20 protein-coding genes and 1 pseudogene are annotated in these 22,178 nt (G+C 60.2%); 10 read left to right on the top strand and 11 right to left on the bottom strand.

Annotation, left to right across the window (positions count from 1 at the left end; translation table 11 throughout):
- Nucleotides 1-116: 116 nt before the first annotated feature.
- On the bottom strand, nucleotides 117-1,700 hold the full coding sequence (purH, locus tag CGZ77_RS04540) for a bifunctional phosphoribosylaminoimidazolecarboxamide formyltransferase/IMP cyclohydrolase (RefSeq protein ID WP_036496556.1): 1,584 nt from the start codon (nucleotides 1,698-1,700) through the stop codon (nucleotides 117-119).
- Nucleotides 1,701-2,151: 451 nt separating this feature from the next.
- Between purH and CGZ77_RS04535 the strand changes: the two genes are divergently transcribed.
- On the top strand, nucleotides 2,152-3,204 hold the full coding sequence (locus CGZ77_RS04535; RefSeq protein WP_009427024.1) for an outer membrane beta-barrel protein: 1,053 nt from the start codon (nucleotides 2,152-2,154) through the stop codon (nucleotides 3,202-3,204).
- A 297-nt stretch (nucleotides 3,205-3,501) separates the two neighbouring features.
- On the opposite strand, the gene CGZ77_RS04530 is transcribed toward CGZ77_RS04535, so the two are convergent.
- The 7 genes from CGZ77_RS04530 to CGZ77_RS04500 all read right to left on the bottom strand — a co-directional run bounded on the left by CGZ77_RS04530 (nucleotide 3,502) and on the right by CGZ77_RS04500 (nucleotide 12,555).
- On the bottom strand, nucleotides 3,502-4,941 hold the full coding sequence (locus tag CGZ77_RS04530; RefSeq protein ID WP_009427026.1) for a surface lipoprotein assembly modifier: 1,440 nt from the start codon (nucleotides 4,939-4,941) through the stop codon (nucleotides 3,502-3,504).
- Nucleotides 4,942-5,114: 173 nt separating this feature from the next.
- Entirely contained in the window at nucleotides 5,115-6,836 is a 1,722-nt protein-coding gene (locus CGZ77_RS04525; RefSeq protein ID WP_094030976.1) for a sigma-54 dependent transcriptional regulator, read from the bottom strand.
- The gene (locus CGZ77_RS04520) at nucleotides 6,823-8,421 is read right to left on the bottom strand and encodes a nitrogen regulation protein NR(II) (RefSeq protein WP_036495688.1); all 1,599 of its coding nucleotides are present in this window, start codon (nucleotides 8,419-8,421) and stop codon (nucleotides 6,823-6,825) included. Before CGZ77_RS04520 ends, CGZ77_RS04525 begins: the two co-directional genes overlap by 14 nt.
- Before the next feature lie 131 nt (nucleotides 8,422-8,552).
- Entirely contained in the window at nucleotides 8,553-10,856 is a 2,304-nt protein-coding gene (parC, locus tag CGZ77_RS04515) for a DNA topoisomerase IV subunit A (protein WP_009425556.1), read from the bottom strand.
- A 127-nt stretch (nucleotides 10,857-10,983) separates the two neighbouring features.
- Nucleotides 10,984-11,679, bottom strand: a complete 696-nt coding sequence (locus tag CGZ77_RS04510; protein ID WP_198142880.1) for an LrgB family protein — start codon at nucleotides 11,677-11,679, stop codon at nucleotides 10,984-10,986.
- On the bottom strand, nucleotides 11,676-12,017 hold the full coding sequence (locus CGZ77_RS04505; protein ID WP_009425558.1) for a CidA/LrgA family protein: 342 nt from the start codon (nucleotides 12,015-12,017) through the stop codon (nucleotides 11,676-11,678). Before CGZ77_RS04505 ends, CGZ77_RS04510 begins: the two co-directional genes overlap by 4 nt.
- Nucleotides 12,018-12,267: 250 nt before the next feature.
- A complete protein-coding gene (locus CGZ77_RS04500; protein ID WP_009425559.1) occupies nucleotides 12,268-12,555 on the bottom strand; it encodes a hypothetical protein in 288 nt (95 codons plus the stop codon).
- A 119-nt stretch (nucleotides 12,556-12,674) separates the two neighbouring features.
- Here CGZ77_RS04500 and CGZ77_RS04495 point away from each other — a divergent pair, with 119 nt between their 5' ends.
- From CGZ77_RS04495 to CGZ77_RS04475, 5 genes are all read left to right on the top strand, one after another.
- Nucleotides 12,675-13,094 carry a CopD family protein gene (locus CGZ77_RS04495; protein ID WP_009425561.1) on the top strand — a complete coding sequence of 140 codons (420 nt, stop codon included), beginning with the start codon at nucleotides 12,675-12,677 and terminating at the stop codon, nucleotides 13,092-13,094.
- A 17-nt stretch (nucleotides 13,095-13,111) separates the two neighbouring features.
- Complete coding sequence (locus CGZ77_RS04490; RefSeq protein WP_009425562.1) at nucleotides 13,112-13,597, top strand: CYTH domain-containing protein; 486 nt, start codon at nucleotides 13,112-13,114, stop codon at nucleotides 13,595-13,597.
- Nucleotides 13,598-13,666: 69 nt separating this feature from the next.
- Nucleotides 13,667-14,020, top strand: a complete 354-nt coding sequence (locus CGZ77_RS04485; RefSeq protein ID WP_009425563.1) for a hypothetical protein — start codon at nucleotides 13,667-13,669, stop codon at nucleotides 14,018-14,020.
- A gap of 1 nt (nucleotide 14,021) precedes the next feature.
- On the top strand, nucleotides 14,022-14,414 hold the full coding sequence (locus CGZ77_RS04480) for a thioesterase family protein (protein WP_094030975.1): 393 nt from the start codon (nucleotides 14,022-14,024) through the stop codon (nucleotides 14,412-14,414).
- Nucleotides 14,411-14,902 carry a peroxiredoxin gene (locus CGZ77_RS04475; protein ID WP_009425565.1) on the top strand — a complete coding sequence of 164 codons (492 nt, stop codon included), beginning with the start codon at nucleotides 14,411-14,413 and terminating at the stop codon, nucleotides 14,900-14,902. Before CGZ77_RS04480 ends, CGZ77_RS04475 begins: the two co-directional genes overlap by 4 nt.
- A gap of 93 nt (nucleotides 14,903-14,995) precedes the next feature.
- On the opposite strand, the gene yihA is transcribed toward CGZ77_RS04475, so the two are convergent.
- Nucleotides 14,996-15,640 (bottom strand): ribosome biogenesis GTP-binding protein YihA/YsxC, encoded by a 645-nt coding sequence (yihA, locus tag CGZ77_RS04470; protein ID WP_009425566.1) that lies wholly within the window; start codon nucleotides 15,638-15,640, stop codon nucleotides 14,996-14,998.
- Nucleotides 15,641-15,791: 151 nt separating this feature from the next.
- On the opposite strand from yihA, the gene CGZ77_RS04465 reads away from it, so the two are divergent.
- The 3 genes from CGZ77_RS04465 to ccsB all read left to right on the top strand — a co-directional run bounded on the left by CGZ77_RS04465 (nucleotide 15,792) and on the right by ccsB (nucleotide 19,991).
- Nucleotides 15,792-16,421, top strand: coding sequence for a cytochrome c (locus CGZ77_RS04465; protein WP_036495693.1), 630 nt, complete (start codon nucleotides 15,792-15,794; stop codon nucleotides 16,419-16,421).
- A 374-nt stretch (nucleotides 16,422-16,795) separates the two neighbouring features.
- Nucleotides 16,796-18,817: a cytochrome c biogenesis protein ResB gene (locus CGZ77_RS04460; RefSeq protein ID WP_009425571.1), complete on the top strand. Its 2,022-nt coding sequence runs from the start codon at nucleotides 16,796-16,798 to the stop codon at nucleotides 18,815-18,817.
- Nucleotides 18,801-19,991, top strand: a complete 1,191-nt coding sequence (gene ccsB, locus CGZ77_RS04455; RefSeq protein WP_009425572.1) for a c-type cytochrome biogenesis protein CcsB — start codon at nucleotides 18,801-18,803, stop codon at nucleotides 19,989-19,991. The genes CGZ77_RS04460 and ccsB overlap by 17 nt, the downstream gene beginning before the upstream one ends.
- Nucleotides 19,992-20,067: 76 nt before the next feature.
- Here ccsB and CGZ77_RS04450 read toward each other — a convergent pair whose 3' ends face one another.
- A complete protein-coding gene (locus CGZ77_RS04450; RefSeq protein WP_094030974.1) occupies nucleotides 20,068-20,289 on the bottom strand; it encodes a hypothetical protein in 222 nt (73 codons plus the stop codon).
- Between the two features lie 120 nt (nucleotides 20,290-20,409).
- On the opposite strand from CGZ77_RS04450, the pseudogene CGZ77_RS04440 reads away from it, so the two are divergent.
- Nucleotides 20,410-20,595 (top strand): annotated as a pseudogene (locus CGZ77_RS04440) (transposase); the annotation flags it as partial.
- A 158-nt stretch (nucleotides 20,596-20,753) separates the two neighbouring features.
- On the opposite strand, the gene CGZ77_RS04435 reads toward CGZ77_RS04440, so the two are convergent.
- The gene (locus tag CGZ77_RS04435) at nucleotides 20,754-21,923 is read right to left on the bottom strand and encodes an alpha-hydroxy acid oxidase (protein WP_009425388.1); all 1,170 of its coding nucleotides are present in this window, start codon (nucleotides 21,921-21,923) and stop codon (nucleotides 20,754-20,756) included.
- Nucleotides 21,924-22,178 lie beyond the last annotated feature (255 nt).

Raw genomic sequence — 22,178 nt, 5'->3', positions numbered from 1 at the left:
AACCCGAAAACGGTGTTTCAGACGGCCTTTTTTATTTGGGGAATTACCTGCGGCTTGGTTGTGAAGAGGCCGTCTGAAAACTCTTTTGGCTTTCAGACGGCCTTGGCGTTTTATTCTTAATGGCGGAAGTGGCGCACGCCGGTGATGACCATCGCCATGCCGTGTTCATCCGCTGCGGCGAACACTTCTTCATCGCGTACCGAGCCTGCGGGGTGGATGACGGCTTTAATGCCCTGTTCGGCAATCACGTCCACACCGTCGCGGAAGGGGAAAAATGCGTCCGAAGCTGCGCACGCGCCGTTTAAATCCAAGCCGGCGTCCTGCGCTTTGCGGGCGGCGATGCGGGTGGAATCGACGCGGCTCATCTGGCCGGCGCCGATGCCGTAGGTTTGGCCGCCTTTGCCGAACACGACGGCATTGGATTTGACGTATTTGGCCACGTTCCACACAAACAGCAGGTCTTTCCATTCCTGCTCGGTGGGTTGGCGTTTGGACACGACTTTCAAATCTTCGCGGCGGATGCGGTGGATGTCGGGCGTTTGCACCAACAGGCCGCCGCCGACGCGTTTGAGCTCGAAGCGGTTGGCGCCGCTGTCAATCGGCACTTCCAGCACGCGCACGTTTTTCTTGGCGGCGGCGATTTCCAGCGCTTCGGCGGTGAACTTGGGCGCCATCAGCACTTCCATAAACTGGTTGTCGGTAATCTGCTTCACGGTGTCGCCATCGACTTCGCGGTTAAACGCGATGATGCCGCCGAATGCGCTGGTGGTGTCGGTGGCGTAGGCCAGGCGGTAGGCGGCAAGCGTGTTGTCGGCCACGGCCACGCCGCAGGGGTTGGCGTGTTTCACAATCACGCAGGCGGGCGCGTCAAACGATTTGACGGCTTCCCACGCGGCATCGGCATCGGCGATGTTGTTGTAGGACAGCTCTTTGCCTTGAAGCTGGGTGTAATTCGACAGGCAGCCTGAAAAAGGATAAACGTCGCGGTAAAACGCGGCGCGCTGGTGCGGGTTTTCGCCGTAGCGCATTTCCTGCACTTTGAGCCAGCTTTGGTTGAACTGCTGCGGAAATTCGCCGATTTCGGGTTCGCCCGCGAGTTTGTCGTCTGACAGCGAAGTCAGATAATTGGAAATCATGCCGTCGTATTGCGCGGTGTGGCTGAACGCTTTGCGCGACAGGTTGAAGCGGGTTTTGTCGCTGAGGCCGTCTGAAGATTTCAACTCGGCAATCACGGCAGCAAAGTCGGCGTTGTCGGTAACGATGGCGACGTGTTTCCAGTTTTTCGCCGCCGAGCGCACCATAGTCGGGCCGCCGATGTCGATGTTTTCAATCGCGTCTTCCAGCGTGCAGCCGGGCTTGGCGATGGTAGCGGCGAAGGGATACAGGTTTACAGCCACCAGGTCAATGTTGCCGATGCCGTGTTCCTGCATTTTGGCGACGTGTTCGGCCAAATCGCGCCGGCCGAGGATGCCGCCGTGGATTTTCGGGTGCAGGGTTTTCACGCGGCCGTCGAGCATTTCGGGGAAGCCGGTGTAGTCGGCCACTTCGATAACGGGGATGCCCGCATCGGCCAAAAGCGCGGCGGTGCCGCCGGTGGAGAGGATTTCTACGCCCGCTTCGTGCAGGGCGCGGGCAAATTCGACTGCGCCGTTTTTGTCGGAGAGACTAATCAGGGCGCGTTGGATTTTTACGGTGGACATGATGTTCCTTTGCATCGGGTGAATCGGAAAATTCGGGCAGGAAAAAGGCCGTCTGAAACGGCGCGGCGGATGTTTTTGCGGCGCACATTATCCGTTATTTTCGCGGTGCACGCAGCAGCGGCCGTGAAAATGCATAGTGAAACAACACGGAAAGATACAAGGCAGCAAGCCGCAGACAGTACAGGTAGTACGGCAAGGCGCAGCAACGCCGTAGATTTTCGTGTTGGTTCACTATAGACAATCTTTCTGCCTGCTTGGCGTATCGGCAACAGCAGCGCGAGACGGCCTTAGGGCTTCAGAGGCCGTCTGAACGCGCCGCCTGTCGGTGCGCCTTCCCTTTTGTTCCAAGATACGCGCAAAAACGCTGCCGATAGTAAACTTCCGGCAAGTCCTCCGCAAAACCGAAGCCTTTCGGTGCGGCGGTTTCCCTACCCCACACAGGAGACAGATTATGAAGCATTTGAAACTTCTTCCCGCCCTCACCGTTTCCGCCCTTGCCCTGATGTCGGCATCGGCGCAGGCGGGCATGGTCAGCGACGCGCACGGCAACGTCGGCTACGACACCGCCGCCGAGTGCGACGCCGCCGTTCAAAACGGCACGGCGCGTTTCTACCAGTCGGCCACCCATCAAAAACCGCTGCTGCACAAAGGCGAGCGCTCCGTCGCCACCGCCACTCTGCGCGATCTCGGCCCGCAGTACGCGCTGGGCGCGTGCGACATCGGCGTCGGCCGCAAATTCAACCGCGACGGCGTCGCCAGAGCCTTGCAGGGCAAATATGTGCCCTACAGCCCCGACATGGCGGTGAACGTTTATTCCGATGCTGCCGGGCAGCCCGTGCGCGTCAGCATGCAGCAGTGCGACAACCGCTTCTCCGACAACGTTCCGCGCCCCGTGCCGATGCCCGAGCGCCAGCCCGAGCCGGTTGCGGCGCCCGAACCCGCACCGCAGCCCGTACCCGAGCCGCAGGCCAAATCGTCCGTGCGCCCCTATGTGTTCGGCACATTGGGCGCGCTGCGCGACGGCTATAAATACGAAAGCGCCGCCGAAACCGAGCAGGCGCACGACACCCGCTTTGCCGGACAGGTCGGCGCGGGCGTGCAGTTTAACGAACTCTTGGGCGCGGAAGCCTTCTACCAGGGCGGCCAGAAACACCGCTACCGCTACGACGACGGCTCGAACGACGAAGTGCGCACGCAAAACCACACTTACGGCGCACGCGCCACCGTCGGCGGCAATGTGTCCGACAAATTCCGCCTGTTCGGCAAAGCGGGCGTGGCGGGCGTGAAGCACAAAATCACCGATGCCGACGGCGAAAAAGTCAGCTCGAAAACCAAAGCGCGCCCGACCGTGGGCGTGGGCATGACCTACAATTTCACCGACAACCTCGCCCTGCGTGCCGACTACGACTACTATTTCCGCAAGAAAGAGTCGCAAACCGACGGCGACAAGTTCACTTGGAAAGCCAACCACTACCTCGGCGCAGGTTTGCAGTACACATTCTGACCAAGCCGTGTGCGGACGGCCTGAAACCTTTGCGGTTTCAGGCCGTTTTTTGTCGGGAACAGCAATCTTTGCGGCGGGCGGCTTCGGTTTTTTGATTCGTTGGGGGCTATGCTTTCAGACGGCCTGATGTTCTGTGAGGCCGTCTGAAAACAGGCGGGGCGGTGGGATGCGCCGTCATTGTGTGCGGCGGAGGGCGTTGGACGCTGCCGCGTTTTTGGCTGTGAACCGTGCTTTCATACGGCCTCACGGAACATCAGGCCGTCTGAAAGTATGGTTTTGACGAATTGAAAAGGCGGGTCAGAAGGATTTGCTGATTTGCAGGTAGGCGTTGGCTTTGCGGTAGCCGTATAGCGGGTGGTTGCTTGTGGTTTTCTGCCACACGGTGACGAGGCGGGGGGTGACGCCCCACAGGCTCAGGCGCTTGTGCCAGAGGGAGAGGGAGGCGGAGTATTCTTTGTCGTCGCGGCGGATGGCGAGGAAGTCGGCGGCGTCGTAGCGGCGGCCGTAGCCGGCGGAGAGGGCGGTGCCGAGTCCTTTTCCCCAGACGCGCACGGCGGACGCGCGGATGCCGCGCCTGTGGTAGGCGTCGTCGGTGCGGGCGCGTTTGCGGGAGAAGTTGGCGCCGAGGGTAAAGTATTGGCGCGGGCTGTGTTGGAATATCCAGGTGGCGGACAGGCTGCTGTTGCGGCCTTCGAGGAATTTGCGCGTGTCGTAGTGCTGGTAGTCCGATTCGGCGGCGGCAGCGAGGCGGTGGCGCGGGCTGAGGCTGCGCTGCCATTCGGCGCGCAGGCCGGTTTCGCGGGAGTAGGGTTCGGTACCGTACCAACGGCGCTCGTAATAGGGGAGCAGGGCGGCTTCGCTGCGGCCGCTTTGGTAGGCGGCGCCCAGGGCGGTGCGGACGGTGAGATCGTTGTAGCGGTGGTTGTCCCAATAAAATTTGCCGTAGAGGTCGGTTTCGCTGCGCAGGAGCAGATTGTCGGCGAGGTTGAAGTCGCGGGCGAGGCCGGCGGAGTAGGAGAGGCCGCGGGCTTTTTCGGGGGCGGGCAGCGTCCATTCGCCGTTGCCGTAGCGCAGGGTGTGTTCTTTTGCGGCGTTGTTGACGTTGTTGTCGCGGGTGTAGTTGGCGCTCAGGCGGGGCGTCCAGCGGCTGCGGCTGCGGATTTCGTCGAGCTGGCTTTGCAGGGCGGCGCGGGTTTGGGGGTCGAGGTCGGGAGGAGCGAGCAGGTTGGTGTAGTGCGCTTGTGCGGAGACGTTGCGGCGGTCGTCTTTCAGTGCCTGCGCCAGACGGAGGCGGACGAGGAAGGCGTCGGGCATTTGGCGTCGGGCGTTTTGCAGGCGCCTGACGGCTTCGCGGTAGCGGCCGTCGCTTTGGGCGGCCATGCCTTCGGCCGTCTCGAGCAGGACGGGGTCTTGTCCTTCGGGCAGGCGGCGGTAGACGGGCAGGAGGAGTTTGATGGCGGCGGTGTTGGCGGCGATGACGGAGGAGGAGAGGGCGCGGTGCAGCAGGCCGGGGTGTTGCAGCAGTTCTTCGGGGTTGCTGCATGTGAGGGTGCCGCCGTTTTGGGAAACGCTGCTCTCGGGTGCGGATGCGGGGGCGGGCAGTTCGTCGGAGCCGGTGAGGTCGAAGCGGGTGTCGGGTTGGCTGAGGGCGGAGCGTGCGGCGGGGTTCGGCAACTCGTCGGCACGCGCTGCGGACAGGGTGGCAAGCAGGAGCAGGAAGGGTAGGCGTTTGGGCATGGCAGCGGGGCGGTGGTTGGCGGACAGAGGCCGTCTGAAGGGGGAAACCCTTTTTTCAGACGGCCTTTTTGGGCGGCGGACGGGGTGGGATGCTTTGCGGATGATCCGTTTTGCCCGCCGTGTTTTTCACTTCGTCGGGGCTGCGTTTTCAGACGGCCTGATTTCAGACGGCCTTATTCGATGTTCAGCCTTTCCATGCGGTAGCGCATGGAGCGGAAGCTGATGCCGAGGAGTTTGGCGGCCTGGGTGCGGTTGTAGCGGGTGATGTTCAGCGCCTGTTCGATGATGGAACGCTCGAGCAGGTCGAGGTATTCCTGTATCTGGCTTTGGCCGGGGACGAAGGGCGGCATGGCGTCGAAGTTCATCGGCGGCAGCTCTTCGCTTTCGGCGGCCGGTTCTGGGCGCGGGGCGCGGGTTTCGCCTGCCGGTGCGGCGGCGGGGGCAAGGTCGGCGGGGCGGGGGCCGTGTCCGGCGGTGATTTGCAGGTCGTCGATTTGGATGACGCTGCCGGCGGTGAGGGCGACGGCGCGTTCGAGGATGTTTTCCAGTTCGCGGAAGTTGCCGGGGTAGCTGTACGAGAGCAGGGCTTCCTGTGCTTTGGGGCTGAGGCGGTAGCCGCCGGGGATGCCGTTGCCGTGTTTGTTGAGCATGCGCATGATGAGGCCGCCGAGGTCTTCGCGCATTTCGCGCAGGGGCGGCATGTGCAGGGTGACGACGTTGAGGCGGTAGTAAAGGTCTTGGCGGAAGGCACCGCTTTCTACCAGCGCTTCGAGGTTTTTGTGGGTGGCGCAGACGATGCGTACATCTACCGGCGTTTCTTTGGCGTCGCCGATGCGGCGTACGGCTTTTTCCTGAATGGCGCGCAGCAGTTTGACCTGCATGGCCAGCGGCAGGTCGGCCACTTCGTCGAGGAAGAGGGTGCCGCCGTCGGCGTGTTGGAAGAAGCCCATGCGGTCTTGGTCGGCACCGGTGAAGCTGCCTTTTTTGTAGCCGAAAAACTCGCTTTCCATCAGGTTTTCGGGAATCGCGCCGCAGTTGACGGCGATAAAGGGGCCGTCGGCGCGCGGCGAGAGTTCGTGGATGCTGCGGGCGGCCTGTTCCTTACCCGAACCGGATTCGCCGGAGATGTAGACGGGCACGCCGCTGCCGGCGAGACGGCGGATGAGGTGGCGCACTTCGACCATCTGCGGCGACATGCCCAGCAGGCGGGGCATGTCGGCATCGCCGCCGACTTCGTTTTCGTGGTGTGCGGGCGCCTGCGCGTCTGATGCGGCCGCGGTTTGCGGCGTGGCGCTGCGGAAGCGTTCGCGCAGGGAGCTGAGGGCGCTGGGCGGGGTGACGGGGCGGTCGATGCCGCCGGAAATGCCTTTGCGCACGGGTTTGGGCGCGTCGGGCGCACGGGCGGGCGTGGCGGCGACGGGCTGCGGGCGCGGCGGCACGGGCGGCGGCATATAGGGCGCGGCCGGCGCGGGCTGCGGAGCGGGCGCTGCGGGTTTGGTTTCGGCGGCTTCGGGTTCGTTCACTTTCACCGCCGATTTCACCAGCGAGCGCAGCTGCGAGAGGGTGATGGGTTTTTGCAGGTAGTCGAACGCGCCTTCTTTCAGGGCTTCGACGGCCTGGTCGGCGTTGCCGAAGGCGGTGATGACGGCAACGGGCGTGTCCAGCGACAGGCGGTTGATGTGCTGGACGACTTCCAGTCCCGAGCCGTCGGGCATGCGCATGTCGGTGAGCACCAGCGAGTAGTCGCTGTTTTCCAGCTTGTCTTTGGCGTCTTCCACGCCGACGGCGGTGTCGACGCGCAGCCCCATTTTCATCAGGGTCATTTCCATCAGGTCGCGGATGTCCGCTTCGTCGTCTACGACCAGTACGGGGTGTTGCAGGTCACTGTTCTTCATGGTTGTTGTCCTTCGGAAGGATGAGCTCGAAGCCGTTCATTTCGGGGTGGTAGTGCAGCTGGCCGAGGTTGGCGTGTGCCAGTTCGCGGGCGACGTAGAGGCCGAGGCCGGTGCCGGTTTTTTCGGTGGTGAAGAAGGGCTCGAAGAGTTGGTTGCGGATGTCGGGCGGCACGCCTGCGCCGTTGTCGGACACCACTATCGAAATGTTGAGTTTGCCGCTGGGGCGTATCAGCACGCGGATGGCGCTTTCGTCTTTTTTGCTGTGCCGCCAGGCGTTGTTGCACAGGTTCCACATGATTTGCTGCAGGTGCATCGGGTCGGCGGTGACGGCCAGCTGTTTGCCCTGCATTTCCATTTTGATGCAGTGCACCGCGTCGGGATTGCTGAGGGTGAATTCCTGTTTGAACGCCAGCCAGAATTTCATCAGGTTTATGTGTTCGCGGCCGAGGTTGTCTTTTTTGTTGAGCATCGACACTTCTTCGAGCATTTTGTCGATGCGGCGGATGTTGCCGTCGATGATGCCGTGCAGCTTGCGGCTCATCGGGTCTTCCACGCCTTCCTGCAAGAGGTCGTTGGCATGGCGGATGGCCGACATGGGGTTGCGGATTTCGTGGGCGAGGTTGGCGGTGAGCTGGCCGAGCGAGGCGAGTTTGGTGGCCATCGCTTCGGCGGCGATTTCGCGCAGCGAGCGCACGAAGAGCATGAGGAGCTGGCCGTCTTCCTGAACCAGCGGCACGGCGCGCACGTGCATCGAATGCTGGTGCAGGTGGATGTCGGTTTCGAAGGGGCGGTCGGGGTTGTAGAGCCAGCGTCCGGCCAGGTCTTCGAAAATCGGCTCTTTCTGTTCGGGCGCGAGTCCGGGGAAGTAGGTTTTGGCCTGACGGTTGAACAGCCAGACTTTCAGCTCGGGGTCGATGACGATGACAGCTTCCTGCACGCGGTTGAGCACCAGCAGGTTGAGGCCGCGCACGCGGTTGTAGTTGCGCTTGTGTTTGAGCGCGGAGGCGTTGGCGGCTTTGAGGAATTTGGCGCTGTAGGAGGTGAGGTAGGCGACGGCGAAGGAGGCGGCGATGAGGACTATGCCCGTGCCGATGTTGCGGCCGTCCCACTGCTGCGTGTCGAGGACGAGCTGGTCGGTGAGGAACATGACGCAGACGATGCACAGGGTGGTGAAGCCGGCGTAAAGCGCGGGGAAACGGCCGTAGCTGAGCATGCAGGAGGTGGCGATGAAGGGCAGCACGAGGATGCCGATGCCAGTGCCGATGCCGCCGGTGAGGTAGACGAGCACCATAATCATCAGGATGTCGATGACGGCGCTGGCGTTGGGCAGGCGGTCGGTTTTCTGCTGCACCCAGTGCGGGCGGACGAAGGAAAACAGGGTGATGCCTGCGTAAACCGCCGCCCACAGGTAGAAGGTGGCGGGGGTGACCATTTTGCGCAGGCCGGCGTTGTCGGAGAACATGGCCATCAGGTGCAGCGCGGTCATGGCGGTGACGATGGTGAGGCGGCAGATGTTGATGAGCCACGGGATGCGGTCGATCTGCTCTTCCCAGTCGTCGGTTCTGCTGAGGAAGGAGTTTTTCATATTGTTGTTTGGCATTTTTCCGTATAGGCCGTCTGAAAGCGGAGTTAAAAGGTTTCAGACGGCCTTTTTGTGTTTGGTGCGCGCATTGTCGCAAATTGCGGCCGCGCCCGTTTTTCAGACGGCATTTGCGGTTAATCTTTGGCTTTAATGGCTTTCAGACGGCCTGAAACTTCCAAAATTTTCCCTTTGCGGCCGCGTTTGCCCGCGATGTCTTGGATACGCAGTTTTTCCTGATGCACCGCGCCGCGTTTGCCGACGGTTTCGACGACAAATTCGGGCGTGGATACCACGGCGGTGTGTTCGAGCGTGAGGCCGTCCGAAAGCGGGGTAAGCTGCAAACCGCGCCCTTTGGGCATGACTTTGAGTTCGCCCAGCGGGAAGGCTAAAAGGCGGTTGCCGCTGTCGGCAGTAACGACTTTGCAGTCGGGATTGATGAGCGAGGAGGCGTACAAGGCCGCGGGCGGCAAAACGGTTTCGCCCGTTTCCAGCGTCATCAGCACTTTGCCGTTTTTGTTGCGGCTGACCATGTCGGCGAGTTTGGCGATAAAGCCGTAGCCGCCGCTGCCTGCCAACAGGTAATGCTGCTCGGGCAGGCCGGTGAGCATGGCGGCGGGTTTTGCGCCGTTTTGCAGCTCGATTAATGAAGATACGGGCACGCCGTCGCCGCGTCCGCCGGGGATTTCGGCGGCATCGAGCGTGTAGGTGCGGCCTTGTGTGTCGAGTATCACCACCGGCCACACGGTGCGGCCTTCGAGGGTTTGTTTGAGGGCGTCGCCTTCTTTAAACGCGGTTTGGCTCAAATCGAGATTGTGGCCGGCTCTGCTGCGTATCCAGCCTTTTTCCGACAGAATCAGCGTAACCGGCTCGTCGGCGGTGGTTTGCGTGAGTACGGCGCGGCCTGCTTCTTCCACCAGTGTGCGGCGCGCGTCGCCGTATTGCTTCATGTCGGCCTGCATCTCTTTGATGATGAGCTTTTTCTTTTCGTTTTCGTCGCCAAGCAACAGGTTCAGACGGCCTTCTTCTTCACGCAATTCGACCAGCTCTTTTTCCAGCTTGAAACCTTCCAAGCGCGCAAGCTGGCGCAGGCGGATTTCCAAAATGTCTTCGGCTTGGATTTCTGACAGGCCGAACGCGGCTATCAAATCGGTTTTGGGGTCGTCTGATTCGCGGATGACTTTAATCACTTCGTCGATGTGCAAAAACACTTTCAGACGGCCTTCGAGGATGTGCAGCCGTTTTTGCACCTGCGACAGGCGGAATTTCAGGCGGCGCGTAACCGTTACCACGCGGAAATCCAGCCATCCCTGCAAGATGGTTTTCAGGTTTTTCTGCGCCGGGCGGTTGTCCAAACCCATCATCACCAGGTTCATCGACACATTGCCTTCCAGCGAAGTCTGCGCCATCAGCGTGTTGATAAACGAGTCGGTGTCGATGCGGCTGGATTTCGGCTCGAACACAAGGCGAACGGGATGTTCGCCGTCGGACTCGTCGCGCACGCGGTCGATTAAATCGAGCATCAGCTTTTTGGTGTTGAGCTGGTCTTGGTTGAGCTGCTTTTTGCCCGCTTTGGGCTTGGGATTGGTCTGCTCTTCGATTTCGGCGAGGATTTTGGCGGAATTGGCGTTCGGCGGCAGCTCGGTAACAATCACGCGCCACTGGCCGCGCGCGAGCCGCTCGATTTCGTAACGCGCACGCACGCGCACGCTGCCTTTGCCCGTTTCGTAAATCTGGCGCAAATCCGCCGCCGGCGTGATGATTTGGCCGCCGCCGGCAAAGTCGGGCGCGGGGATGTATTCCATCAGGTCGGCCGTGTCGAGATGCGGTTTTTTCAGTAGCGCGACGGCGGCTTGGGTCACTTCGTTTAAATTATGCGGCGGGATTTCCGTAGCCATGCCCACTGCAATGCCCGACGCGCCGTTGAGCAATACCATCGGTAAACGCGCGGGCAGGGTAACGGGTTCTTCAAACGCGCCGTCGTAGTTGGGCACAAAATCCACCGTACCCTGATGGATTTCCGACAATAGCAGTTCGGCAATCGGCGTGAGCCGCGCTTCGGTGTAGCGCATCGCCGCCGCGCCGTCGCCGTCGCGCGAGCCGAAGTTGCCGATGCCGTCGATAAGCGGATAGCGCAGCGTGAAATCCTGCGCCATGCGTACCATCGCTTCATAGGCCGAGCTGTCGCCGTGCGGATGGTATTTGCCCAAAATCTCGCCGACCACGCGCGCGGATTTCACGGGCTTCGCGCCCGAAGTCAGCCCCATGTCGCGCATGGCGTAGAGAATGCGCCGCTGCACGGGCTTTTGGCCGTCTGAAACTTCGGGCAGGGCGCGGCCTTTGACCACGCTCATGGCGTATTCGAGATAGGCGCGTTCGGCGTATTGGCCGAGCAGCAGGGTGTCGTGGTCGGAAACGGGGGATGGGGTGTCGTGAATCATGCGCGGGGAGGGTTGGGGGAAAAGGGCGGTATTGTAAAGCAAAATTAACGCAGCGGCATGGCGGGAGGCCGTCTGAAAAAGTTTCAGACGGCCTTTTTCAGACGGCCTCTGTGCTGTTTGGCAGGGTTCAATAACCCATCAGCGGCAGCAGCAGCGGCACGAGAAAGGCGGTGAGCACGCCGTTGACGATTAGGCCCAAGCCCGCGTAGGCGGCGTATTTCTTGCTGCGTTCGAGCGAGGCGGCCATGCCCATCGCGTGCGAGGCGGCGCCCACCGACATGCCCTGCGACATCGGTTTTTTCACCGTGCCCAGTTGCAGGATGCGGTAGCCCGCCGTCTGGCCGATCATGCCGGCGGCAATCACTGAAGCGGCGGTGATGGCGGGCAGGCCGCCGATGCTGCGGGTGATTTCGATGGCGATGGGGCTGGTGACCGATTTGGCGGCGAGGCTCAACACGGTTTCCCGCCCCGCGCCCGCGAGTTTGGCGAGGTAGACCGCGCTGACGATGCCGGTGACGCTGCCTGCGGTTTGCGACAGGATAATCGGCAGCCACTGGCGGCGGATTCTGTCCCAGTTGAGATACAGCGGCACGGCCAGGCCGACGACGACGGGTTTGAGCCAGAAATCGATGAATTGCGCCGCCTGGTGGTAGTCGGGATAGGCGATACCGCAGAGTTTCAGATAGATGATGACCAGCGCGGTGGTGCACATCACGGGATTGAAGAGGACGTTGCCGGTGCGGGCGCGCACAATGTTGACCAGCCAGTAGGCGGTGACGGTGAGCCAGAGCAGCACGGCGGGGTGGCGCAGCATATCCATCAGCGTTTGCGCAGCAGTTCGTGCGTTTTGCCGGTGACGAACATTACCGCCAGCGTGCTGAACACGGTGGACACGGCAATCGGCCAAAAGTCGCGCGCCACCAGATCGAGATATTCCATTACCGCCACGCAGGGCGGTACGAGAAACAGCGACAAATTGGCCATCATCGTGTCCACCGCGCCCTGCAGCCACGCGGTTTTCACCCAGCCGGCCTGTAAGGCGGCAAACAGCAGCGCCATGCCGATGATGCTGCCGGGCAGTTGCAGGCCGGTGAAATGAATCACCGCCTCTCCGGCGGCGAGAAAACCGAAAATAATGCTCAGGGCGCGGATGAGGTGCATGGGCGGCGTGCTCCTTGTAGTTGTAGTTAAAGGATGAATGTTTTGGTCTGCGGCGGAATATAGCGGGCGGCTTAACAAAAGGCAACATTGGACAAGGCCGTCCCCGCCTTCGCGGGGATAGCGTTTCCAAAAGCGCAGCCTCGACGAAGTGATGGCGGGAAACGGGCTTTCAGACGGCCTCAATAGTGCGGCAGGCAGGCAAAAGGCCGTCTGAAAAACGGGTTTCAGACGGCCTTGTGTATTGCAGACCTTATTTCTTTTCTTTCTTTTCGCGCGCTTCGGCTTTTTTTGCCGACGCTTCCAGGCGGGCGGCTACGTAGTCCACCATCAGGTCTTTTTTCTCCCAGAAAAAGGTTTCCATTTTTTGCAGGGAGTAGATGCGGCGCACCATGCCGGGCAGGCCGGCGTGGATGATGGCGGCGACTTCTTTGTTCAGCGCCTCGTCGTCCATTGCGGTTTTCAGATCGACGGCTTTTTCGGCGAGGAAGGCGTTGAGGTTTTTCACCACGCCGCCGTGGATTTCAAACTGGTTGAGCATGACTTTGTTTCCCTTTTTGTCGGTTGGTTTGAAAGGCGCGCATTATAGCGCAAAAGCCGCCGCAGGCCGCGGCGGGCTGCTATATAATGCGCGCCTCTCGGGGGGAGGCCGTCTGAAAAATGTATTTGTGGTTTAAGTTTCTCCATCTGTTTTTCATCATTTCGTGGTTTGCGGGTTTGTTTTACCTGCCGCGTATTTATGTGAATCTGGCGCAGGCAGACGCAGGTTCGGCCGAATACCGCCGTCTGCTCGACATGGCGCGGCGGCTGTTGCGTTTTATGACGCCGCTGGGTGCGGGTGCGCTGGTGTTCGGCCTGCTTGTGCCCTTTGCCGCGGGCTGGTGGGGGCAGGGCTGGGTGTACGGCAAACTGGCGCTGGGGCTGTTTCTCGCCGCCTATCATGTCTGCTGTTTTTTTCTGCTGCGCGGTTTTGCCGCGCACCGCAACCGCCGCAGCCACAAATGGTACCGCGTATTTAACGAAATTCCCGTGCTGGCAATGATTGCCGCGCTGTATCTGGTGGTTTTCAAACCGTTTTAAGCAAAGAGGCCGTCTGAATGACTGTGGAAATCGAACGCCGTTTTTTGTTGGCAAACGAGCTTTGGCGCGCCGAAGCGGGCGAACCGCTCCTGCTGAGCCAGGGTTATCTGAGCGTGGAAAAAGAGCGCACCATCCGCGTGCGCATCGTCGGCGAACAAGCGTGGCTGACGCTCAAAGGCTATATTTCCGACGTGACGCGCAGCGAATTCGAGTATGAAATCCCACTAGCGCACGCGCGGGAGGTTCTGCACACCATGTGCCCGTTCCGTATGGAAAAGCGCCGCTACGAAATCCGCCGCGACGGCTTTACCTTTGAAATCGACGAATACGCGGGCGACAACGCGCCGCTGGTCGTGGCCGAAATCGAGCTGCCCGCCGAAGACGCCGCCTTTCCCCGCCCCGCCTGGCTCGGCCGCGAAATCACCTCCGACGGCCGCTTTACCAACGCCTATCTGAGCAAACACCCGTATGCCGGGTGGAGCGAAACCGAAAAGGCCTTCTGAAACGCTTTCACTTTGTTGAAGCCCCGCTTTCGGAAACGTCATTCCCGCTGTTTACCAAGGAGCAAAACCATGTATGAAGTCAACCGCAGCGCCTTTCTTCTGATTCCGCAAGAGCCCTTTTTGCACTGGCTGCACTCGGTCGGTGTCAGGGATGTCACCCTCGAAGATTTGCAGGCCGACGCCAACGCCTACCTTACCGATCCGTGCGACCATGCCGACGATGTTTGGGACATCATCGAACACCGCGCCGCCGAGATTTTCGCCGCCGAACTGGCCGACTGGTGCGAAGACGAAAGCCTGTGGCCGGATCTCCATCCCGACATTTTCGCCGAATGGTTCGACATCCGCCCCGCCTCCCTCGTTACCGACCTGTCTGCCGAACCGCTGGCGCGCGAAAGCTTCGTGCCCTTTGAAACGCACTGAGATGGAAGACGCCGTTTTCCGCATACGCGGCTACCACCTCGACGGCTACGGCCATGTGAACAACGCGCGCTACCTCGAATTTCTCGAAGAAGCGCGCTGGCACTTTTTCGAACAGCACGGCCTGCTCGGCGGGCTGGCAGGCGTGCAGATAGTCGTCGCCCGCGTCGATATCCGCTACCGCCGCAGCGCGGTGGCGGGCGACGTGCTTACCGTGCGCAACCGCGTCAAAACCGTCGAGCCGCGTCTGGCCGTTATCCGCCAGATTGTCTCCTTTGCCGACAGCGGCAAAACCTCCGCGCAGGCCGATGTCACCCTCGTGCCCGTTTCAGACGGCCGCAGCACCGAGTTTCCCGCCGCCGTCTTCCAAACCCTGCAACAGATGTTCCGCTCATGAAAAAAACCGCCGTTTTCGCCGCCGCCGCGCTGGTCTGCGGCCTGCTGGCCTTTATCCTGATTCCTTCGGGTACGCCCGCCCCCGCCTTCTCGCTGCCTGATCTGCACGGCAAAACCGTGTCCGACGCCGCTTTGCGCGGCAAGGTCACCTTTATCAATTTCTGGTTTCCCTCCTGCCCCGGCTGCGTGTCGGAAATGCCGAAAATCGTGAAAATGTCGCACGACTACCGAAACCGCGACGGCTTCCAAATCCTCGCCGTCGCCGAACCCTACGACCCGCTCGAGAGCGTGAAAACCTACGCCGCAGAGCGCGGCATGGATTTCACCGTGGTGTACGACGCCGACAAAGCCGCCGCCCGCGCCTTCGGCACGGCGGTATATCCCACCTCTTTTCTGGTCGACAAAGAGGGCAGGGTGCTGAAAACCTTTGTCGGCGAACCCGATTTCGCCGAGCTTTACCGTTTGATAGACGGCGAGATGGCCGAGTAGGCCGTCTGAAAACAGCCGCCGCACGGCTTTCAAACCGCACACCAAGAAAAAAGGCCGTCTGAAAGCGTTTCAGACGGCCTCCTGCGGACAGTTTCAATCCGGTTTTGCAGGTTTCTGCGGTTCTTGCGCCTGCCCTTCGTTCAAACGCGCGAACCAGCCCGCGACAACCGCTTCCGTTTCCGCCATGCCCTGCTTTTTCAGGCTGGAAAAAAGCTGCACCGTCACCTCCTGCCGCTCGGAAAACGGTTTTAACGCTTTCTTGACAGAAGACAAGGTTTTGATTTGGTCGTTCTTAGATAATTTGTCCGCTTTGGACAACAGGATATGCACAGGACGGCCGGTTTCGGCAAAGAAATCCAGCATCTGCATATCCAGCTCTTTGAGCGGATGGCGGCAGTCCATAATCAGCACCAGCCCGACCAGCTGGCGGCGCGTGCGCAGATAGTCGCCCAGCAGCGCCACCCAGTGCCGCCGCACCGCTTCGGGCACCTGCGCGTAGCCGTAGCCCGGCAAATCGGCCATGAAATGCCCGTCGGCCAGCTCGAAAAAATTGATGTGCTGCGTGCGCCCGGGCGTTTTCGACACATAGGCCAGCCGCACATGGTTGCACAGCGTGTTGATGGCGCTGGACTTGCCCGCATTGGAGCGGCCGACGAAGGCGATTTCCGCGCCCGTGTCGGGCAGGTCTTTCAAATGGTTGACCGTAGTGAAGAATTTTGCGTTTTGAAATAAGTTCATAACTATGGAAAAAATAGTTAAATTTGGTATAGAATACCACGTTTGCAGACCAACGGTTTAACGCAGCGGTAAAAAAGCGCCGCGTATCGAGTATCGAAAATATAGAAAAAAGGGTGTTGCGGATACCGCAATGCTGCAATCAGGAGCCTCCATGAAACGTTTAACCCTACTGACTCTGGCACTGGCCGCCGGTACGGCTTTTGCCGCGCCCAAGGCCGACGTGGCCAAAGGCAAGCAGATTGCCCAAACCGTCTGCGCGGCGTGCCATGCCGCCGACGGCAACAGCGGTATTTCCACCTATCCGAAACTCTCGGCGCAGCACGCGAAATACATCGCCGTGGAAACAGCGGCCATCAAAGACGGCAAGCGCACCACCGGCGGCGCGGCGGCGATGAAGCCGATGGTGATGAGCCTCAGCGAGCAGGATATCGCCAACGTTGCCGCCTTCTACGCCACGCAGACCCCCAAATCGGGCGAAGCCAATCCGAAAGACAACCTCAAACTCGGCGCGCAGATTTACCGCGGCGGCCTCGCCGGCAAAAAACTGCCCGCCTGTATGTCCTGCCACGGCCCCAGCGGCGCGGGTATGGTCGGCGGCGGCACCGATGTCAACGCCTATCCCCGACTGGGCGGCCAGCACAAAGACTACACCGTCACCCAGCTCAAAGCCTACGCATCCGGCCAGCGTACCAGCCCGAACGGCATGATGGAAGACATCGTCAAACGCATGTCGGAAGAAGAAATCAACGCTGTAGCCAACTTCATCCAAGGCCTGCACTAGGGTGTGTTGACATTCGGCTCTGCAGCGGTATTTTTGGTAAAAATCCACGCCTGCCGCGTCAAAAATGCCCGCAGATGTCCAATTCTGCTGTGCTCTTTTCCTTGCATTCGCGAATTTTCTTCAAAAAACCGCTTCGCAAGCCAAATGTCGACACACCCCAAACCGCAGCAGCCGCGTTTTTTGCAAAACGCGGCTTTCAGACGGCATCTTGGTTTTCAGACGGCCTCTTGCGCTGCAGGAGGCCGTCTGAAAACAGCTGCGATTGATTCGGTCAATCAGACATCGGGCTGCCGCTACGTCCAGCGTATCGGCAGCCCGGTTTGTAGTAAAATCCGCGCCTTCCGTTTCCCGCCTGTCCCTTCCCTCTCTTCAAAATGACCCGTTCCGAAAAAATCCCCCTTATCCGCCGCCCGTGGTTTGCCTTTCTAAGCTCCATGCGCTTTGCCGTGGCGCTGCTGTGCGTGCTGGCGGTGGCTTCGGTGATCGGCACGGTATTGCAGCAGAACCAGGCGCCGGCGGACTACATCGTCAAGTTCGGCCCGTTTTGGGCGAAGATTTTCGAGTTCCTCGGCCTTTACGACGTGTACGCCTCGGGCTGGTTCGTCGTTATCATGCTGTTTCTCGTCCTCAGTACCGGCCTGTGCCTGTGGCGCAACGTGCCGCCGTTTTGGCGAGAAATGCGCTCTTTCCGCCTGAAAGCTTCCAAACGCTCGCTCGCGGCGATGAAACACAGCGCGCTGCTGGAAAGCGCGGTTGCCCCCGAAGTGGCGGCACGCTATTTCGCCGTGCAGGGTTTCGCCGTCAAACAGAGCGCGCGCGAAGACGGCTCGGTGCTGGTGGCGGCGAAAAAAGGGGCGATGAACAAATGGGGCTATATTTTCGCCCATCTGGCAGTTATCGTTATCTGCGTCGGCGGCCTGATCGACAGCAACCTGCTGCTGAAAATCGGCATGCTCACGGGCAGAATCGTCCCCGACGATGCCGCCGTTTTCGCCCGCGATTTCAAGCCGCAAAGCGTGCTGGGCGCGGGCAACCTGTCGTTTCGCGGCAATGTCAGCCTCAGCGAGGGACAGGAAGCCGACGTGGTGTTTCTCAACGCCGACAAAGGCATGCTGGTGCAGAAGCTGCCCTTTGCCGTGAAACTGAAAAAATTCAATATCGACTTCTACCACACGGGCATGCCCAGCGATTTTGCCAGCGAGCTGGAAATCACCGACAAAGCCAGCGGCAAACGCGAAACGCACACCGTGCGCGTCAACCATCCCTACACCCTGCACGGCGTCACCATCTATCAGGCCAGCTTTGCCGACGGCGGCTCCGACGTCGCCTTCAAAGCCTGGAATCTCGCCTCCGCCAGCAGCCGCTTCGCCGAGCTGAAAGGCCGCTCGATGAACACCTTCCCGCTCAATATGGGCGGCGAACAGAAATACGCGCTCGAACTCGACCAATTCGCCTCCACCAATGTCGAAGACATGGGCAGACCGTCTGAAAAGGCTTCAGACGGCCTCCAAGGCAAAATCAACGACGTGCGCAGCGTGCGCCAGGACAAAAAATTCACCAACCTCGGCCCCAGCATCATCTACCGCCTGCGCGACAAAGCCGGGCAGGCCGTCGAATTCAAAAACTACATGCTGCCCGTCAAACAGGAAGACGGCCTGTTTTTCGTCACCGGCACGCGCTCGGGCTTGGAGCAGCAATACCGCTGGCTGCGCATTCCCGCCGACGGCAAAAACAACATCGACACCTTTATGCTCTGGCGCGAACTGATGAACGACGAAACCCTGCGCCGCCGTACCGCCGCCGATGCCGCCCAGGCCGCGCCCGAGGCCGTGCGCGCCCAGTTTGCCACCGCCGTGGAAAACACCCTCGCCCTCTTCGCGCGCGGCGGTTATCTCGAACTCGACCGCTTCGTGCAAACCGCCGTTCCCGAAAACGAGCGCGACAAAATGAACGGATATTTCTACCAAATGCTCTTCGCCGGCGCCCGCCCCATACTCGACGAAGCCCTGAAAAAACAAAACCTGCCGCCTATGGACGACGAAGCGCACAAACGCTACCTGCTCGCCGCCATGGACGCCTACACCGGCCTCACCGAATACCCCGCCCCCGTGCTGCTGCAACTGGACGGCTTCACAGAAGTCCGCTCCTCCGGCCTGCAAATGACCAAATCGCCCGGCGCCTCACTGGTCTACCTCGGCTCCCTGCTGCTGGTGCTCGGCACGGTATTCATGTTCTATATCCGCGAAAAACGCGCCTGGCTGCTGTATGACGGCGGACAAATCCGCTTCGCCATGTCGTCCAACCGCCACGAGCGCGACCTGAAAACCGAATTTCCCGCCCATCTGGCAAACCTGCAACAGCTTGCCGAGGACCTGAACCATGACACGCCCCACTGACTCCCCCGTCCCCGAACACCGCCTGCTCGCGCAACACACCGTTTGGCAGACCCTCTCCGCCGCCGACTGGCTCTATGCCGCCCTGATGTTCGCCGTCGCCGCCTTCGCCCAATACAGCCTGCCGTACCGCATGGACGGCTACGAAACCGTCATGCTCTGGCTCAGCGCCGCCGCCGCCGCCGCCATCGGCTGGTTTTTCAAGCCCCTGCGCTGGTTCGTCCCCCTCGCCCTGGCTCTGGCCTACGGCGGTGTCGCCCTCTACGGCGGCGACTTCGCCAACCACGACCGCTTCCTGCTGCGCTACTTCCTCAGCAGCCAGTCCGCCATCATGTGGCAGTGCGCCCTCATCTTCTGCGCCCTCTTCGCCTATCTTTCAGGCGGCCTCATCGCCGTGCGCCAACAACGGCAGAGCAACACCCTCCTGGGCATGGCCACCGCCTTCGGCTGGCTCTCCGCACTGGCCGGCTTCACCGGCCTGCTCGTGCGCTGGCACGAAAGCTACCTCATCCTCGGCAGCGCGGGGCACATCCCCGTGTCCAACCTCTACGAAGTCTTCATCCTCTTCCTTGTCATCTGCGCCCTGATGTACTGGTACTACGAAAGCCGCTTTGCCGTACAGAAACTCGGCGGCTTCGTCTACCTCTTCATGGCCGGCGTCGTCTGCTTCGTCCTCTGGTACAGCCTCAGCCGCAACGCCCAGCAGATCCAGCCCCTCATCCCCGCCCTGCAATCGTGGTGGATGAAAATCCACGTCCCCGCCAACTTCATCGGCTACGGTGCCTTCTGCATCGCCGCCATGCTCGGTGTGGCGCAGCTTTTGGCGATCCGCGCCGAAGAAGCCGACACCCCCCGCCGCCTGCCCGATTCCGCCCTCATCGAAGAAATCATGTACAAAGCCATCGCCGTCGGCTTCCTCTTCTTCACCCTCGCCACCATCCTCGGCGCACTGTGGGCGGCCGACGCATGGGGACGCTATTGGAGCTGGGACCCGAAAGAAACCTGGGCGTTTGTCGTCTGGCTCAACTACGCCGTCTGGCTGCACTTGCGCCTCGTTGCCGGCTGGCGCGGCAAAATCCTTGCCTGGTGGGCGATTGTCGGCCTGCTGATAACCGCCTTCGCCTTCGTCGGCGTCAACATGTTCCTCAGCGGCCTGCACTCCTACGGCGGGCTGTAAACGGCGGCACAACGCGAAAAGGCCGTCTGAAAAACCTGCGAAGCAGGTTTTTCAGACGGCCAAATTCAGACGGCCTTTATTCGTACACCGCCGCCGCGCAGAGGATGTCGGCCAGTGTGCGCCAAGTGAGGGTTTCGCCGTCGCAAAAGGGTTGGTTCATATTGGTGTAGTAGCCGTCCATGTCTTCTATCCAGCCTGCCATTGCGGCGAGGAATTCGGGCAGGCTTGCGTTGGTGAGGCCGCCCTTTGCCGCTTCGGCGGAAAATTTTTCTAGAAAAAGCAGGAAGTCTTGGGGCAAAAAGAGCTGTGCCGTTTTGTGAATTTCTACAATACCGTCAAGCCCCACAGCAGCCTGAAAGGGGATACGCCCTTTGAAGTGCTGCAGGCTTATTTTTCTCAACCTGTGGTGTAAATAACGCGAACTTTTCTAACACGTGAAATGGCGCAGAGGGAAGGACATATCATTCTGCCGCTGCCGCCATATTCGCCTGAGTTGAACCCGATAGAAAAGGTGTGGGCGAATATCAAACGGCACCTGAGGAAAGTGATGTCCGGCTGTTTGTCTTTTGATCAGGCTTTGTTGGATATTTTTTATTTTGTTTGACTATATAAGGCACGCCGCACCGGCACGCCATTTCCTACCCTGCCGCCCTCTTCCGGCTCGGTTTGCCGTTTTCCTAACGAAAAGCGGCAGAAACAAGAAAAGGCCGTCTGAAAAACCTGTTCGGGCTTTTTCAGACGGCCTTTTTGCCATTCGGACAATCAGCGGGTCGGCAGCGGATAGGTGCCGCCCACCAAAATGCTGCTGTCCACTTCGGACAGGTTGCGGTGGCCGGTGAAGGCCATGGTGACGTCCATTTCGTTGTACATGATTTCGAGGGCGCGGCGCACACCGTCTTCGCCGTATGCGCCCAAGCCGTAGAGGAAGGCGCGGCCGGTCATGAAGCCGCGCGCACCCATCGCCCAGGCTTTAAGCATGTCTTGGCCGCTGCGGATGCCGCTGTCGAGCCAGACTTCGGTTTGGCTGCCGACGGCCTGCACGACATTTGGCAGGGCATGGATGGACGAGGGGGCACCGTCGAGCTGGCGGCCGCCGTGGTTGGACACGACGATGGCGTCCGCGCCGTGTTTGACGGCCAGTTCGGCGTCTTCGGGCTCCATAATGCCTTTGATGATGAGTTTGCCGCCCCACAAGTCTTTGATGCGGGCAACGTCGTCCCACGACAGGCGCGGGTCGAACTGCTCGGATGTCCAAGAGGAAAGCGAAGACAAATCGCCGACATTTTTGGCATGGCCGACGATGTTGCGGAAGGTGCGGCGCTCGGTGTGCAGCATGTTCCAGCACCATTCCCATTTGGTTGCCAGGTTGATGCAGTTCATGATGGTGGGCTTGGGCGGCGCGGACAGGCCGTTTTTGATGTCTTTGTGGCGCTGGCCGAGTACCTGCAAATCGGCGGTGAGAATCAGGGCGGAGCATTTGGCATCCTGCGCGCGCTTGATCAGGTTTTCCATAAATTCGCGGTCGCGCATCACATAAAGCTGGAACCAAAACGGCGCGGAGGTGTTTTCGGCCACGTCTTCAATCGAGCAGATGGACATGGTGGACAGGGAAAACGGCACGCCGAATTTCTCGGCCGCCCGCGCGGCGAGGATTTCGCCGTCGGCCCAGGCCATGCCGGTAAAACCGGTCGGCGCGATGGCCAGCGGCATTTTCACTTTCTGGCTGATCATCTCGCTTTCCAACGAGCGGCCTTCCATATTTACCAGCACTTTCTGGCGGAACTGGATGGGCTCGAAATCGGTGCTGTTGGCGCGGTAGGTGTGCTGCGTCCACGAGCCCGAGTCGATGTAGTCGTAAAACATCTTCGGCATTTTGAATTTCGCCACGCGGCGCAAATCTTCGATGCAGGTCATTTTGCTTAAATCACGCATTGTTTTGTTCCTTTTCCTTCGTTATCTGCATTCCCGAAAACGGCATCCCCTCACACATCGGCAGGCAATACCGGATTTTCAGACGGCCTTTTGCAGAAAGCCGCAAAACCGCGCACTCTATCGAAATAAACAAGAGAACGCAAACACATATCATTTAAAATTTAGCCAAGCCTTGACTATCGTCAAACAAGCCTCAAATACTTGACCGATTCACTCAACTATAGCACAATCGCGTCTACAAAACATAACATCACG

The sequence above is a fragment of the Neisseria sp. KEM232 genome (assembly GCF_002237445.1).
Lineage (GTDB): Bacteria > Pseudomonadota > Gammaproteobacteria > Burkholderiales > Neisseriaceae > Neisseria.
The sequence above is the reverse complement of the archived record's forward strand: the minus strand, read 5'-3'. Positions and strand labels throughout refer to the sequence as shown.

What these genes read in the sequence shown, in the direction of transcription:
- CGZ77_RS04520 (WP_036495688.1), bottom strand. Translation starts at nt 8,421, where the DNA reads ATGAAAAACTCCTTCCTCAGCAGAACCGACGACTGGGAAGAGCAGATC.
- CGZ77_RS04460 (WP_009425571.1), top strand. Translation starts at nt 16,796, where the DNA reads ATGACCCGTTCCGAAAAAATCCCCCTTATCCGCCGCCCGTGGTTTGCC.
- CGZ77_RS04480 (WP_094030975.1), top strand. Translation starts at nt 14,022, where the DNA reads ATGGAAGACGCCGTTTTCCGCATACGCGGCTACCACCTCGACGGCTAC.
- yihA (WP_009425566.1), bottom strand. Translation starts at nt 15,640, where the DNA reads ATGAACTTATTTCAAAACGCAAAATTCTTCACTACGGTCAACCATTTG.
- CGZ77_RS04485 (WP_009425563.1), top strand. Translation starts at nt 13,667, where the DNA reads ATGTATGAAGTCAACCGCAGCGCCTTTCTTCTGATTCCGCAAGAGCCC.
- CGZ77_RS04500 (WP_009425559.1), bottom strand. Translation starts at nt 12,555, where the DNA reads ATGCTCAACCAGTTTGAAATCCACGGCGGCGTGGTGAAAAACCTCAAC.
- CGZ77_RS04435 (WP_009425388.1), bottom strand. Translation starts at nt 21,923, where the DNA reads ATGCGTGATTTAAGCAAAATGACCTGCATCGAAGATTTGCGCCGCGTG.
- CGZ77_RS04495 (WP_009425561.1), top strand. Translation starts at nt 12,675, where the DNA reads ATGTATTTGTGGTTTAAGTTTCTCCATCTGTTTTTCATCATTTCGTGG.
- CGZ77_RS04465 (WP_036495693.1), top strand. Translation starts at nt 15,792, where the DNA reads ATGAAACGTTTAACCCTACTGACTCTGGCACTGGCCGCCGGTACGGCT.
- CGZ77_RS04490 (WP_009425562.1), top strand. Translation starts at nt 13,112, where the DNA reads ATGACTGTGGAAATCGAACGCCGTTTTTTGTTGGCAAACGAGCTTTGG.
- CGZ77_RS04475 (WP_009425565.1), top strand. Translation starts at nt 14,411, where the DNA reads ATGAAAAAAACCGCCGTTTTCGCCGCCGCCGCGCTGGTCTGCGGCCTG.
- ccsB (WP_009425572.1), top strand. Translation starts at nt 18,801, where the DNA reads ATGACACGCCCCACTGACTCCCCCGTCCCCGAACACCGCCTGCTCGCG.
- CGZ77_RS04530 (WP_009427026.1), bottom strand. Translation starts at nt 4,941, where the DNA reads ATGCCCAAACGCCTACCCTTCCTGCTCCTGCTTGCCACCCTGTCCGCA.
- purH (WP_036496556.1), bottom strand. Translation starts at nt 1,700, where the DNA reads ATGTCCACCGTAAAAATCCAACGCGCCCTGATTAGTCTCTCCGACAAA.
- CGZ77_RS04505 (WP_009425558.1), bottom strand. Translation starts at nt 12,017, where the DNA reads ATGCACCTCATCCGCGCCCTGAGCATTATTTTCGGTTTTCTCGCCGCC.
- CGZ77_RS04535 (WP_009427024.1), top strand. Translation starts at nt 2,152, where the DNA reads ATGAAGCATTTGAAACTTCTTCCCGCCCTCACCGTTTCCGCCCTTGCC.
- parC (WP_009425556.1), bottom strand. Translation starts at nt 10,856, where the DNA reads ATGATTCACGACACCCCATCCCCCGTTTCCGACCACGACACCCTGCTG.
- CGZ77_RS04525 (WP_094030976.1), bottom strand. Translation starts at nt 6,836, where the DNA reads ATGAAGAACAGTGACCTGCAACACCCCGTACTGGTCGTAGACGACGAA.